Source organism: Nocardia sp. NPDC101769, assembly GCF_044766925.1.
In the GTDB taxonomy this organism is placed as follows: domain Bacteria; phylum Actinomycetota; class Actinomycetes; order Mycobacteriales; family Mycobacteriaceae; genus Nocardia.
Genome location: NZ_JBIWMX010000001.1, coordinates 150534 through 164281, shown reverse-complemented (window position 1 = coordinate 164281; position 13748 = coordinate 150534). Strand labels below are relative to the sequence as shown.

At 65.1% G+C, this 13748-nt stretch carries 15 protein-coding genes; 10 read left to right on the top strand and 5 right to left on the bottom strand.

The annotated features are described in order from the left end of the window. The first annotated feature begins 113 nt into the window (after positions 1 to 113). Together ACIRRA_RS00615 and ACIRRA_RS00610 are read left to right on the top strand one after the other, a co-directional pair. Positions 114 to 716: a Uma2 family endonuclease gene (locus ACIRRA_RS00615; protein WP_402761191.1), complete on the top strand. Its 603-nt coding sequence runs from the start codon at positions 114 to 116 to the stop codon at positions 714 to 716. A 35-nt stretch (positions 717 to 751) separates the two neighbouring features. Next, positions 752 to 1087 (top strand): MmcQ/YjbR family DNA-binding protein, encoded by a 336-nt coding sequence (locus ACIRRA_RS00610; protein WP_402761188.1) that lies wholly within the window; start codon positions 752 to 754, stop codon positions 1085 to 1087. Between the two features lie 30 nt (positions 1088 to 1117). Here ACIRRA_RS00610 and ACIRRA_RS00605 read toward each other — a convergent pair whose 3' ends face one another. Both ACIRRA_RS00605 and ACIRRA_RS00600 read right to left on the bottom strand, forming a co-directional pair. Beyond that, complete coding sequence (locus tag ACIRRA_RS00605) at positions 1118 to 3172, bottom strand: M13 family metallopeptidase (protein WP_402761185.1); 2055 nt, start codon at positions 3170 to 3172, stop codon at positions 1118 to 1120. 78 nt (positions 3173 to 3250) lie between these two features. Continuing rightward, entirely contained in the window at positions 3251 to 5290 is a 2040-nt protein-coding gene (locus tag ACIRRA_RS00600; RefSeq protein WP_402761182.1) for a M13 family metallopeptidase, read from the bottom strand. 368 nt (positions 5291 to 5658) lie between these two features. Between ACIRRA_RS00600 and rplN the strand changes: the two genes are divergently transcribed. The 6 genes from rplN (at position 5659) to ACIRRA_RS00570 (ending at position 7883) form a co-directional block, all read left to right on the top strand. Beyond that, positions 5659 to 6027 (top strand): 50S ribosomal protein L14, encoded by a 369-nt coding sequence (gene rplN, locus ACIRRA_RS00595; protein WP_033090674.1) that lies wholly within the window; start codon positions 5659 to 5661, stop codon positions 6025 to 6027. 2 nt (positions 6028 to 6029) lie between these two features. Beyond that, positions 6030 to 6344, top strand: a complete 315-nt coding sequence (rplX, locus tag ACIRRA_RS00590; RefSeq protein ID WP_067574588.1) for a 50S ribosomal protein L24 — start codon at positions 6030 to 6032, stop codon at positions 6342 to 6344. A gap of 1 nt (position 6345) precedes the next feature. Continuing rightward, complete coding sequence (gene rplE, locus ACIRRA_RS00585) at positions 6346 to 6912, top strand: 50S ribosomal protein L5 (protein ID WP_354830525.1); 567 nt, start codon at positions 6346 to 6348, stop codon at positions 6910 to 6912. 3 nt (positions 6913 to 6915) lie between these two features. Continuing rightward, positions 6916 to 7101, top strand: coding sequence for a type Z 30S ribosomal protein S14 (locus ACIRRA_RS00580; RefSeq protein WP_029923637.1), 186 nt, complete (start codon positions 6916 to 6918; stop codon positions 7099 to 7101). Positions 7102 to 7257: 156 nt separating this feature from the next. Next, entirely contained in the window at positions 7258 to 7467 is a 210-nt protein-coding gene (locus ACIRRA_RS00575) for a type II toxin-antitoxin system VapB family antitoxin (protein WP_402761177.1), read from the top strand. Next, entirely contained in the window at positions 7464 to 7883 is a 420-nt protein-coding gene (locus tag ACIRRA_RS00570) for a PIN domain nuclease (protein ID WP_402761174.1), read from the top strand. Before ACIRRA_RS00575 ends, ACIRRA_RS00570 begins: the two co-directional genes overlap by 4 nt. Positions 7884 to 8156: 273 nt before the next feature. Here the strand turns inward: ACIRRA_RS00570 and ACIRRA_RS00565 are convergent, their stop codons facing one another. Beyond that, positions 8157 to 9635, bottom strand: coding sequence for a plasmid pRiA4b ORF-3 family protein (locus ACIRRA_RS00565; protein WP_402761171.1), 1479 nt, complete (start codon positions 9633 to 9635; stop codon positions 8157 to 8159). 126 nt (positions 9636 to 9761) lie between these two features. Beyond that, the gene (locus ACIRRA_RS00560; protein WP_402761168.1) at positions 9762 to 10025 is read right to left on the bottom strand and encodes a hypothetical protein; all 264 of its coding nucleotides are present in this window, start codon (positions 10023 to 10025) and stop codon (positions 9762 to 9764) included. Between the two features lie 506 nt (positions 10026 to 10531). On the opposite strand from ACIRRA_RS00560, the gene ACIRRA_RS00555 reads away from it, so the two are divergent. Both ACIRRA_RS00555 and ACIRRA_RS00550 read left to right on the top strand, forming a co-directional pair. Then, on the top strand, positions 10532 to 11938 hold the full coding sequence (locus ACIRRA_RS00555) for an alpha/beta fold hydrolase (RefSeq protein ID WP_402761165.1): 1407 nt from the start codon (positions 10532 to 10534) through the stop codon (positions 11936 to 11938). A gap of 264 nt (positions 11939 to 12202) precedes the next feature. Further along, positions 12203 to 12937 carry a helix-turn-helix domain-containing protein gene (locus ACIRRA_RS00550; protein ID WP_402761162.1) on the top strand — a complete coding sequence of 245 codons (735 nt, stop codon included), beginning with the start codon at positions 12203 to 12205 and terminating at the stop codon, positions 12935 to 12937. On the opposite strand, the gene ACIRRA_RS00545 is transcribed toward ACIRRA_RS00550, so the two are convergent. Continuing rightward, positions 12938 to 13747, bottom strand: coding sequence for an alpha/beta fold hydrolase (locus ACIRRA_RS00545; protein ID WP_402761160.1), 810 nt, complete (start codon positions 13745 to 13747; stop codon positions 12938 to 12940). It abuts the gene before it with no gap. Position 13748: the final 1 nt, after the last annotated feature.

The window sequence follows — 13748 nt, the reverse complement described above, 5'->3', positions numbered from 1 at the left end:
GTGTCTAGCTATGCTGGCACCTGTCTCGCCGAGAGGAACCGAGAGATCTCTCTCCGAGCCGGGACAAGGATCACCAGACGTAGATACACAGCTTGCGACACCCAGGAGGAGCTGTGAGCGCTGCACTCGATTACGGCACCCCGTTCGGTCACGGCCCATACACTCCGGACGATCTGCACAACAGTCCTGAGGAAGGCAAGGGCTACGAGCTGTGGAACGGGTGGTTGATCGAAAAGATGTCGCCGTCGGGGCGTCACAATCGGATGGGTCGGGGGCTGCGTCGGCTCTTCGAGGATGCGGCCGAGCGGGCAGGCGCCGACGTCTTCGTCGATGGTGGTGAATACGAGTTCCGATTCCCCACTGCCATCCGAAAGCCCGATGTCTTCATCCTCGAGGGCGCAGCCGAACGCGAGCTGGCCGACGCGGACGCGCTCTACTTGGATCCTTCCGATCTGTACCTGGTCGCGGAAGTCGTTTCGCGGCGCAGCGGGAGCGAAGGGCATGACCGGAAGGTCAAGCGACTGGAGTATGCCGCCGCCGGGATTCCGCAATACTGGATTGTGGATTTCCGGCCCGTCTTCAGCATCCAGGTGCTCAATCTCGAGAACGGGCACTACGTCGACGGGCCATGTGTCACCGGCGACGAACTCCTCGTCGTGGAGCGACCTTTCGAGATCTCGGTGACCCCGGAAAAGGTGTATCTGCTCGGTAGTTGACCCAGTTGTCGTACCCGGCTGGGAGCATCGAGATCATGACGGCGACCGGGGATCAGGTGCGGGCGGTGGCGCTTGCGCTGGCGCGCACCACCGAACAGTTCGAATGGCAGATGCCCACGTTCCGGGTGGCCGGGAAGCTGTTCCTGACCCTGCCCGAGAACGAGACCTCCATGGCGGTCCGGTGTCCCATCGTCGATCGGGACGAACTGGTGCAGGCCGAGCCGGAGAAATTCTGGATCGCCCCGCACGAGGCCGGGAACGCGTGGGTGCGGGTGCGACTCGGGGCCCTGGACGACCACGATGAACTGACGGCCATCGTGACCGACTCCTGGCGGCTGGCCGCACCCCGGGAACTGCTGGATCCGGCCTGAACCGCCGGATCCCGCCGCGATCAGGGTGCGTCAGAAGGTGACGCGCTGGTCCTCGGCCAGGAAAAGTTTGTCGCCATCCTTGGTGGCGAAGGCCGCGTGGTACTCGGCCTGGTTGCGGAGCACCTGGTTGGCGCGGAACTCGTCGGGGGAGTGGGGGTCGTTGGCGAGCAGATTCTCGGTGTACTGCGGGGTCTGCTTGGCCCGCCAGTTGCGGCCCCAGGATTCGAGCATGGGCTGATAGTCGGGATTCTCGACGCCGGCGCGCTTCTGGTTGATGCGGTAGGCGGCGAAAGCCATCTGCAGGCCGCGGTTGTCGGCCACGTTCTCGCTGAGGGTGAGGGTGCCGTCGACGTGGTGGGCGGGGTCGAGGCCCTCGGGGACCAGGCCGTTGTACTGGTCGACGAGCTTCTTGGTGCGGTCGTCGAACTTGGCCCGATCCTCGGCGGTCCACCAGTCCTTCAGGTTGCCGTCGGCGTCGTACTTGGAGCCCTGATCGTCGAAGCCGTGGCCGATCTCGTGACCGATGACCGCGCCGCCCGCGCCGTAGTTGACCGCCGCCTCGGCCTTCGGGTCGAAGAATGGGGGCTGCAAAAAGGCTGCGGGGAACACGATTTCATTGTTGACCGGCTGGTAGTAGGCGTTCACCGTCTGTGGCGTCATACCCCATTCAGTCTTGTCGACCGGCTTGTCCAGCTTGTCGAACATCTTCTTCGCGCCGAAAACATTGGCGGCGCGCAGGGATTGGACGAGCTGGCCGCGGGTGATCTTCAGCCCGGTGTAGTCCTCCCACTTGTCCGGATAGCCGATCTTCACACCCATCTTGCCCAGCTTGACCAGCGCGGCGTCCCGGGTGGGCTGCGACATCCACGTCGAATTGGTGAAGTTGTCCTTGTAGGCCGCGACCAGGTCGGCCACCATGTCCATCGCCCGGTTCTTGGCCTCGGGCGGGAAATGCTTGGCCACGTACAGCTTTCCGAGCTGCTCGCCCACCGTGCTGTCGACGGTGCCGACCGCCGACTTCCACAGATCCGGCCGCTGCTGCTGCCCGCTCATCACGGTGCCGAAGAATGCGAAGTTGGCGTCGGAGAGCGTCCTCGGCAGGAAACGCGCGAACTCCCGCACCACCGCCAGCTTCAAGTAGTCCCGCCACACCGCGATATCGACGTCGTGCCACAGCTGCCCGGCCGTGGTGAGGAACGACGGCTCGCCCACGATCACCGTCGCGAACAGGCTCTTGGGCCGATCGGTGTTCCCGGAAAGCCAGGGGTCCCAATCGAATTGCGGCGCCAGCGCCACCATGTCGGTCCACGACATCTTGTTGTAGCTGGCCTTGGTGTCGTGAAGTTTGATGTTGTCCCAGAATCCGGCCGCGATCCGCGTCTCCAGATCCAGTACCCGGTCCGCCATGGCCACCGGATCCGGGAATCCGGCGCCGGTCGCGATCTTCTCCAGGTAGGTCTTGTATCCGGCCAGCTTGTCGGCGTATTCGGGCTTGCGGTAGTACTGCTCGCTCAAGCCGATTCCGGACTGACCGACCGAGGCGATGTACGCACTGGAGTTCTTCCGGTCCACCGAGACGCCCAGCCCGATCAGCCCGCCGATCGGCAGCGCGCCCATCACCTTGGCCAGCTCCGGCTTGCCCGCCGCCTTGTCGATGTCGGCGAACAGGTCGGCGAGCGGCGCGAGGCCCAGCTTCTCGATGGTGTCGACATCCATCCGGGCGTCGTACAGATCGCGGATCTGCTGCTCGGGTGTGTCGGCCTTGGGATCCTTGATGCCCTCGATGATCTCGCGCAGCTGGCCCTCGACCCGATCCGCGACATCGTCGAAGGTCCCGAACGACACCTTGTCCGCCGGCAGCTGATACTCCTGCAGCCACTTGCCGTTGACGAACCGGTACAGGTCGTCCTGCGGACGTACCGCCGCATCCGACCCGGACATGTCGGGGCCGGTGAGCTGGGTCGAGGTGACCGTGTTCTTCGTATCGCTGCCGCACGCCGCCAGCGTGGCGACGGCCGGCGCGAGACCGAGCGCGATCAGAAAACGACGACGGTCCATACCGGCCGGACGATCCGACGAACTCACAGGCACTACCTCTCCCCGAAGCTGCGATACCGACGCGAGGCTACCGGGGTCGGCGGCCTCACGCGGGTTGTCGTGTTCTCAGAGGGTGACGCGCTGGTCCGGCGGCAGGTATTCCTTGTCGCTGTCCTTCACGTGGAAGGTGCTGTAGAACTCGCCCAGATTCCGTACCACCTGATTGCACCGGAACTCGGCAGGGGAGTGCGGATCGGACGCGATCTGACTCTGCAGCGCCTCGGTGGTCATCTTGGTGCGCCAGGTCCGGCCCCAGGATTCGAACATCGGCTTGTAGTCGGGAGTATCTGTCCCCTTGCGCTTCTCGGCCATCCGATAGGCCGACAGGGAGATCTCGAGCCCGCGCAGATCCGCCAGATTCTCGCCGACCGTGAGCTCGCCGTTGACGTGCTGATCGGGCGGTAGGCCCTGCGGCACCAGCGCGTTGTACTGCGCGATGAGCTGGTTGGTCTTGGCTTGGAAGGCCGCCTTGTCCTCCGGTGTCCACCAATCCTTCAGATTGCCGTCCCCGTCGTACTTGGAGCCCTGATCGTCGAACCCGTGGCCGATCTCGTGACCGATCACCGCACCGCCCGCACCGTAGTTCACCGCGGGCTGGGCATCCGGATCGAAGAACGGCGGCTGCAGAAAGGCCGCGGGGAACACGATTTCATTGCCGCTGGGGTTGTAGTAGGCATTCACCGTCTGCGGCGGCATGGCCCATTCCGCCTTGTCCACCGGCGTCCCCAGCCGATCGAACATCCGCTTCGCCTCGAAAACGTCCGAGGCGCGCAGGGATTCGACCAGCCTGCCCCTCGTGACCGTGAGTTTGGAGTAATCCTCCCACTTGTCCGGGTAGCCGATCTTGGCGTTGATCTTCCCGAGTTTCGCGATGGCCGCGTCCCGGGTGGGTGGCGACATCCACGTCGAATTCTGGAAGTTCTCCCGGTACGCCGCGCGCAGATCGTCGACCATCTCGAGCGCCCGCTTCTTGGCCTCGGCCGGGAAATGCTTGTCCACGTACTGCTTTCCGAGCGCGTCGCCCACGACGCTGTTGACCGTTTCCACGGCCCGCCGCCACTGCTCCGGCTGTTCCCGCAGCCCCTGGACCACCTTGCCGGTGAAATCGAAATTGGCGTCGGCGATCGCCTTGGGAAGATAGGGCGCGTACGCACGCACCAGGCTCAGCTTCAGGTACTCGCGCCAGGCGGCGAGGTCGACCTCGGCCCACAGCTGCCCCGCGCCGGTCACGAACGACGGCTCACCCACATCGATCATGCCGAACATGCTCGTCGGCCGGTCGGTGCTACCCGAAAGCCAAGGGTCCCAGTCGAATTGCGGTCCCAGCGCCGTCAGCGCGGTCCAGGCCATCAGGTTGTAGGTCGCGTCGGTATCGCGGGTTCTGACGTTGTCCCAATGGAATCCGGCGATTCGGGTCTCCAGGTCCACCACCCGGTCGGCCATCGCGGTCGGGTCCGGGAACCCGGCTCCGGCGGCGAGGCGCTGCATGAACGTCCGGTACGCCGCGAGCCGGGCGGCGTATTCGGGCTTGCGGTAGTACTGCTCGCCCATGCCGAGCCCGGACTGCCCGATCGAGGGGAGATAGGCATTGGAGTTCTTCGGGTCCGGGCCCACGTTCAGGCCGATGAGACCCACGCTGGTCAATCCGCCCATCACATGAGCGAGATCCGGCTTGGTCGCGGCCTTGTCGATCTGATCGAACAGATCCTGCAGCGGCGTCATGCCGAGCGTCTCGATCTCGTCCAGGTTCATCCGCGCGTCGTAGAGGTCACGGATCTTCTGCTCGTCCGAGCCGGCCTTGGGATCGCGGATCCCCTCGATGATCGCCTTCAGCTGCTCCTGGACCCGCTCCTGCACCTCGTTGAAGGTCCCGAACGACGACTTGTCCGGCGGCAGCTGATACTCCTTCAGCCACTTCCCGTTGACGAACCGGTACAGATCGTCCTGCGGCCGCACCGCCGGATCCGACCCGGACATATCAGGGCCCGTCGGCTGTTTCGACGTCTGGGAGTCCGGGGAGCAGGCGGGCAATACGGCCACCGCGGGCGCCAGGCCCAGGGCGATCAGGAACGTGCGGCGGTCGAGAGCGATGGGGCGCTCGGACAACGCGAATCTCCTCTACCGGATAATCGGAATGGCTCGGACGTTGCTCGCGCCGACGCTAGTTGACCCGACTGAGGAAGACCTGAATCCCGCGCCGAGCCGGGTGTCCCGCCCGGCCTTCCTCCGGGGTTTGCCCCCGATTTCACCCTGAACAGGGTCTTCGCTAAACTGTTCCGGTTGCCTGCGGGAGCTATGCCCGCACTTCGGCCGCGAACCCACAGTGGTTGTTCTCCTGTTCGGTGAAAAACCGCTGGCAGGCGCTGCCCCGCGTACCTGCGGAGCGGGCCATTGGCTCAGCTGAAGGGCAACTGACCATGCCCGTCGGGTCGGCAATCCGGCGTGCATATCGTCCAGGTCTAGGAGGAGCTGAAGTGATTCAGCAGGAGTCGCGACTGCGCGTCGCCGACAACACGGGTGCCAAGGAGATCCTCTGCATCCGCGTTCTCGGTGGTTCGTCGCGTCGCTATGCCGGCATCGGTGACATCATCGTCGCCACTGTCAAGGACGCCATCCCCGGCGGCAACGTCAAGAAGGGCGAGGTCGTCAAGGCCGTCGTCGTGCGCACCGTCAAGGAGCGTCGTCGCCCGGATGGCTCGTACATCAAGTTCGACGAGAACGCCGCGGTGCTGATCAAGGCGGACAACGATCCGCGTGGCACCCGCATCTTCGGCCCGGTCGGCCGTGAGCTGCGTGAGAAGCGCTTCATGAAGATCGTCTCGCTGGCCCCGGAGGTGCTGTAACCATGAAGGTGCACAAGGGCGACACGGTCATCGTGGTCTCGGGCAAGGACAAGGGCGCCAAGGGCAAGGTCATCCAGGCCTACCCGGCGACCGGCAAGGTCCTCGTCGAGGGCGTGAACCGCATCAAGAAGCACGTCGCGAACTCCGCGAACCAGCGTGGCGCCAGCTCGGGCGGCATCGTCACCCAGGAAGCGCCGATCCAGGCCTCCAACGTGATGGTCGTCGACTCCGACGGCAAGCCGACCCGCGTGGGCTACCGCACCGATGAGAACGGCAAGCGGGTCCGCATCTCCCGTCGCAACGGGAAGGACATCTGAGATGACTTCTACTGAGAACAAGGTGCAGCCGCGCCTGAAGACCCGCTACCGCGAGGAAATCAAGCCGGCCCTGAACAACGAGTTCAACTACGCCAACGTGATGCAGATCCCGGGCGTGGTGAAGGTCGTCGTCAACATGGGTGTCGGCGACGCCGCCCGTGACGCCAAGCTGATCAACGGTGCGGTCGCCGACCTCACCCTGATCACCGGCCAGAAGCCCGAGATCCGCAAGGCCACCAAGTCCATCGCCCAGTTCAAGCTGCGTGAGGGCATGCCGATCGGCGCGAAGGTCACCCTGCGCGGCGACCGGATGTGGGAGTTCCTGGACCGTCTGATCTCCATCGCGCTGCCGCGTATCCGCGACTTCCGCGGTCTGTCGCCGAAGCAGTTCGACGGCAACGGCAACTACACCTTCGGTCTCTCCGAGCAGTCCATGTTCCACGAGATCGACGTCGACAAGATCGACCGTCCGCGTGGTATGGACATCACCGTGGTGACCACCGCCACCAACAACGAAGAAGGCCGGGCCCTGCTCAAGCACCTCGGCTTCCCGTTCAAGGAGAACTGATCCATGGCTAAGAAGGCTCTGATCAACAAGGCCAACGCCAAGCCGAAGTTCGCGGTGCGCGCCTACACCCGCTGCCAGCGCTGCGGCCGCCCGCACGCCGTCTACCGCAAGTTCGGCCTGTGCCGTGTCTGCCTGCGCGAGATGGCCCACCGCGGCGAACTCCCGGGCGTCCACAAGTCGTCCTGGTGAGCTAGTACCACCAAACCCGAAGGCCCCCACCGAGATCCGTCCCGGTGGGGGCCTTCGGCGTGCTTCGCGCTCACCTGACTTCGAGGTATCCGGCATTACGAGGGCGATATCGGTTATATTTGAGTCAGCTATCGCATATATAAGCGAGGGTATCCAATGTCCAAACTCCTTATCGACGTCGACGACGAGGCGCTCGCGGAAGCTCAGCGTCTCCTGGGCACATCCACGAAGAAGGACACCGTGAACGCGGCACTCATCGAAGTCGCGAAGCGAATCAAGCGCGCCAAGGCGCTGGCGGAGCTAGTCGAGATGGCCGAGCGAGGTGACTTCGACTACCTGCTCGACAAGCGGGGGTACCGTCGATGATCGAGTACTTGATCGATACGTCAGCCGCTGGTCGTTTGCTTCTCAATCCCTCGATTCGCAAGGCATGGGAGGAACCGCTCAGCGCAGGGCTGATCGCAATCTGCGATGCCGTCGAGCTCGAATTGTTGTACGGAGCTCGATCTCTGGCGGATCGCCTCCGCAAGAAGGACCTCTTCGATGGATTGTTCGGCTGGGCGGTCACGCCCGATGACGTCTGGGTGCGGGCCCATCGGACGCAGCAACTGCTCACGGAGCACGGATACCACCGTAGCGCCGGACTTCCTGACCTCGTCATCGCCGCCACGGCCGCAGCCAACAAGCTGACCGTTCTCCACTACGACCACGACTTCGAGACGGTGGCCGGCGTGACCGGTCAAGCAACACAGTGGATTTCAACCCCCGGTTCGATTCCCTGAGAGCCCGCATGGGCACCTTGTGCATATTTTTACGTCAACCCGGCCGCATCGGGGGAATGCGCCCATATCTGTGAGTGACCGACGTCGATCAGATCGATCGACCCTGATTCAGTCATCCAATCGCTCCCTACCGAAGGCGGCATCGATCTGCGCACGTTCCTCGGTCCCGCTGGCCGCGCCCGCGAAGCGGGCAGGGCAGCGCCGCGTCATCAACGTGGCGCAACCCCCGCCCGGCTGAATGCCGTGCAGGCACAGGCCTTTTCGGCATCGAACCTACCGACGCCTGCGTGTGGTCCGCTCGCCGCGCATTCGCGCCAATGCCGAGTTGACGGCGTCCCGGTCGAATTGCGTCGGGTCGAAATCGTCGGCGGTGTCGAGGCCGAGCCATTCCAGCAGATCTTCGTGATCCTGGCCGCTCGGGTCGGCGAGGGTCGCCAGCAGGTTCTCGTATCCCCAGATTCCGCCGCAGTCTTCCGGCGGTGCGGCACGCCTTCCGCCGGTGCAGCGCGGGTATTCGGCGGTGGCTTCGGCGGGGGCGATGTGTTCGACGAGAATGGTGTGCTCCCAGTCGTCGCCGAAGTCGTAGGTGTAGACCAGCTTCGCGCCGCTGCCGGCGACCTGTTCCAGCGTCGCCTTGGTCTCGGCGCGACGACCCAACTCGGGGTCCGGCTCGCCGAAATCGCCGAAATCGGTTTCGAATACGTGCAAATGGTCGTCGTCCCACTCGAACGCGGCTTGCAGCACGTCGTGCAGTTCGTTCAGCGGGATGTCGCCCGGCACCTCGAGTCGTCGCCAGATCGGCGGCTTGGCGCCGCGCAGATCCACCCGCAGCCGGTAGATCGGCGCCCGGCCGTCCCGGGTCTTGCGCTTGGCCGGCAACTTGCGGGGTCTCGGCGAGCCGAGGGGGCGGCCGGCCGGAGCCGTGAACTGGCGCAGCATGTCCAGCAGGTCATCTGGTGGCGACTGCGGATGGGCCGGAATCGGTTTCGGCGACTTCGGCAGCGTGCGCAGCCGGGCCTCCAACAGTGGAAGCGTGATGTGGTAGCCGGGGGCGTCCTCGTCGCCCAGGTCGATGATGTCGGCCAGGTCGGCGGTGTCGAGATCCTCGTGGTCGTGTTGTACGCGGCGATCCAGCGCCACCTCGGCGCGCCAGCGGAATTCGGCTGGGCTGAGCGGTGTTTCGTGGAAGGCGAGTCCGGCCTCCCGTGCGTGCTGTCGGATGTCAGCGAGTGCGCCCGGCAAATGTCGAGAGTCGATCAGATCGATGGTGGCCGCCGCGCCGCAGTGGACCGGTTCGAGGAGCATGACAATCGCGTGTGATCGGTTCGCTCGGTCGAAACAGGCTGCCAGTGCGAAGGTTTCATCGTCGGGACCCGTCAGCGCCACGAAGTCGCGGGCGGTCAGCGGGCGGGCCAGTTCCTCGACCCAAGGCGCAGATCCGCTCGCCGGCAACCGATCGAGTTCCGCGGCGGCCTCCCGCCCGAGGCGGCCCGTGCCGAGGAACGCCAGCACCGCCAGCACCGCGGACGCGTTCTCGCCCAGGTCGAGGATCGCCGGAAGTATCGGGCCGATCCCTGCTTCCTCCAGGTCATCACCGGCCAGACCAGTGGTCGCCAACAGCATTCCGCCGAAGAGTTCGGCCTCTATCGGATCAATGAAGTGCTCGAGTGCGTGCAGGATGTCCTGTCTCGCGGTCTCGGCGCCGCCGCACTCGCCGCATTCGCACTCGGCCGGTGCATCCGCCGAACTCACTACTCGAAGGTCGCCGCGCGTCTTCCGCTTCCGGTTCACCCGCCCTACCCTATGCGCGACCGGCCGCCCGTTCCAACGATTGCGCTCACGTCCGGAACCCGGTCCATCTCGGTGGGAGCCTCCGGTTCAGGCGTCCTTCAGTTGCGCAATATCTTCTGCGGTCGGTGTCAGCGTCAGGGTGCGGCTGTCCGCACCGATGTGCTGCGCAAACCATTGCGGCACTTCGATCATCGCCGCTCCGTCACCGGACTCGACCACCACTGCACCGTTCTGTGCGTTCTCGAACTCGATTCCGGCGTCGGGCAGTGATGGCGGGGTTGACGGTTCGTCGTGCCGGGCAGCGGATTTCGGGCCGTCGGACGACGGTATGTAGGCGAACGGGTTGGTCATGGCCGACTCCTGATCGGAGGGAGGGGTCATCCTCACCACAGGCCCGGATCTGCTGCCCTCTGTCGCTGGTCGTCAATGTCTGCCACGAGTTTGCTATTCGCTATGTAGAAGTTCGCTGAATGCCTGCTCGGCATCGAGCCCGAATAACCGTCCGCCCCGTGATCGGACGCTACACTCGGTCCCGCCAACCCACCGCGAAATCCGTGGCCAAGGCGGAAAATACCGTGGGATTCCCCGGAATCGCCTGGTTTTGCGGCTGACCCGGACTGATTTCTGCTCGGCTGGGTGGTTGGCGGTGGCTCCCGGTGCGATTCGATCTCGACTTGCTGAAAGGTCTGGTCCTCGTGGGTGTTGGAGATCCGTACTCGATTGCGTCCGCTGAGCGCTGTCACCCTCGAGGTTTGCTGAATGATTTCTGTAGTGTTGTTGCGACGGTGATCGTTGCCGTCCTCGCGGTCACGGTGGCCTCTGCTTCGGGCGCTGCGGTCGCTGAACCAGCAGACTCGTTGACGCGCTTTCATCAGCAATATCTCGACTGGCGTACGTGCGAGGATGCGGCCCTGACGGCGGAGGGCGCGGCCTGTACGGATGTCGAGGTGCCACTCGATTACGGCAGGCCGGACGGGCCGAGCATCACCATTGCGGTCTCGCGGATCCCGGCACGCGACGCGGCACATCGACGCGGTGTGCTGCTGACCAATTCGGGCGGACCGGGTACGCCGGGGATCGATGCGTTCGATCTCGTCGGTGATGTTCTCGAACCGGATGTGCTGAGCCGCTATGACCTGATCGGATTCGACCCGCGTGGAGTCGCCCGTTCCGGGCGGTCCCAGCGATGCGGATGGCCGGTCGCCAGCTCGATTCGGTCGGCCGGTATCGGGTTCCCCGGATTCGCTGCCGAAACAGTCCTGCAAGCACAGCTGGCCGTCGATTGCCTGGTGGGTGATCGGGACTGGATGCGGCAGCTCAGCACTCGCAATACCGCCCGCGACATGGACGTGATCCGTGCAGCACTGAACGAGGACCGCATCAGCTATTACGGCGTGTCATACGGAACGTACCTGGGTGCGGTCTACACCCAGTTGTTCCCCGACCGATCCGATCGCATGGTGCTCGATAGTGTCATCGATCCGCGACGCTACTGGCTCGGGTTGCAGCAGGACTGGGGGCCGGCGGTGGAAGCGGCCTTCGACGACTGGGCGGACTGGGTCGCTGCTCGTGACCAGCAGTACCACCTCGGCGACTCCGCGAGCGAGGTACGTCGTGGAGTCGAGGACCTGATCGACCGCGCATCGCTGTCGCCGATCGTGGTCGAGGGCTTCGGCTTCGATGATCATCTGCTGCCGAACGTGCTGTGGACGATGTTGCGTGACGCGCGATTGAACGAGGCCCTGGCGGCATCGGTACGGGCCATCACCGACGCGGCCGAGGGACGCGCACCGCAGGTACCCCAGCAGCTGCACCAGCAGATCGAGGCCGACAAGCATGAGGAAGATTCGGTCATGGTGCAGATCTGGTGTGCGGACGCACCGATGCCCGCCGACCCCGCCTGGTACTGGAACGCGATCCAGGCGGCCCGCCCGAGCCAGCCGATCTTCGCGGCACTGGCCAACAATATTCAACCCTGTGCATTCTGGCCGCCGCCCCTGGAACCACCCACTGTGGTCGACAACGCCGTGCCCGCGCTGATCCTGCAGGCCACCGGCGACAACCGGACGCCCTACCCACATGCTGTAGCACTCCACCAGCAAATGTCGGGGTCGCGCTTGATCACCTTGACCGACACCAGGATCCACATGGTGCTGCGCCCGGGTTTGAGCACCTGCATCCTCGACACCACCAACCGCTACTTCGGCGACGGAACCTTCCCGGCACAAGACCGCACCTGCCGGCCCACCACGCCACTCGAGTAGGCACGTATTTCCGGGCCTTGCAGCGCGATTCGTGCTCACTCCAGAGCGCCACGCCGCGCCGACGTGCTGGCACCGGTGGTTCGAGGGAGGCGAAAACCTGACCGTCCCCTCCGAAGCGCGGCCAGGGCATCGCCGGAGGTCGATTCTTTCAAGGCGGTGATCGCTCCAGCAATATCACGGGCTGTCCCAACCCGGTGGTAGCGTCGGGCGCTCTACCCCCATCGCGGGGGAGTCGAATTTCTCACTGGTGCAAAGGGTTCACAGATGCTGTTCGGCGATGGGGTCGAAGTCGAGATGCCGACGCTCGCAGCGTTCGTGAAGCGACTGCGCCTGCGGCGCGGATGGACACAGCGGCAATTGGCGCAGCACGCGCACATCGGAGTCGGCACCGTGCAGAAGCTCGAACAGGGTGACAAGGTCAGCGTCGGCGACCGGGCGCTGTCCGTCCTCGCCGACGCGATGTGCGACGACGAACACGAGCGGGCGCATCTGCGGGCGCTGGCGGGACGACCCGATGTCACCCTCGACGAGGCTGCGTCGGCCGAGGATGTGGCAATGCTGCTCGACCGGCTGACGTCACTCCCGGCGGCGTGGGTGGTGGATTGGCGCGTGGCCGCCGCGAACGATTGGTATCGGCGACTGCTGCCGGGGCTGGTCGACGCGAAAACCATGCCGCACTGGTTGTTCGGGGATCCCCGAGCCAAGCTGGTATTGCCGACCTGGCAGCTCGAGGCCACCGTCGTGACGGGCATGATGCGCCACCACTATGCGGCCGCACCCGGACTCGGGGGCACCGCCGAGATCGTCCGGGAGCTGGCGGCGAGTCACGGAGAATTTCGCCGGCTCTGGGATTCCGGTGTCGTCTATGTCCGTCGGCCGAAGGGTGACCGCCGGATCTGGTCGCCGGACACCGCGACCATGACCGTGCTGCGGGAATCTCTCATTCCGGCGGCGTCGGGCTGGCTGGTCATCGGGTTCCCGGCCGGCGCCGGGGACTGATCAGGCGGGCAGGCCGTCCAGGAATTCCCTGATCTCGGGGTTCACCAGCTCGGGGTGGGTGAGGTTGCAGATATGGGTGGCCGTATCGGCAGAAATGGTCTGCATCCGAGCCGGACCGCCCAATCCTGTTGCGAGCCCTTGCATGTGCCCATGGTTGAAGGCCTGGTCACCGATGCCACGCAACAGCAGCGCGGGCACGGTGATCTCCCCGAGCAATTCCGTGATGGCCTCGCGATCGATGAGACAGCGCGCGGCCTGCGCCAGCCGCCCGCGATCGCTCGCCCGCCACTTCTCCACCCACGGCCGCTGATGCCGGTCCCGATCGCCACCGATCATCACCGCGGCCATCGGCAACGCGATGTCGTCGATCGGCACCGCACCGCCCACCCAGCTCTTGACGATGACCCGCTCGTACCCTTCCCGCTCCTGCTCGGTGTAGGCGGCCGCGGTCGTGCCGATCAACACCAGCCCGCGCGTCCGCGCCGGCTGCAGCAACGCCATCCGCAACGCGATGAACCCACCCTGCGACAGCCCGCCGAGCACCACGCGATCCAGCCCGAGCGCATCGACGACCTTCCACGCATCCCACGCGAGATCCCAATAGGTGAACGGATTCCCGGCATCCTCGGTCCTACCGTGCCCTCGCGCATCCACCGCGATCACCCGATACCGATCGGCCAGCCCCTCCAACTGCGGCAGCCACATCTCGCCGTCCATGAAGAACCCGTGCCCCAGCACCAGGGCCGGTCCGTCGGTCTCGGTGTCCAGGTAGTGGACCGTGGTCCCGTCGTCGGTGGTTACGTAGGGCACC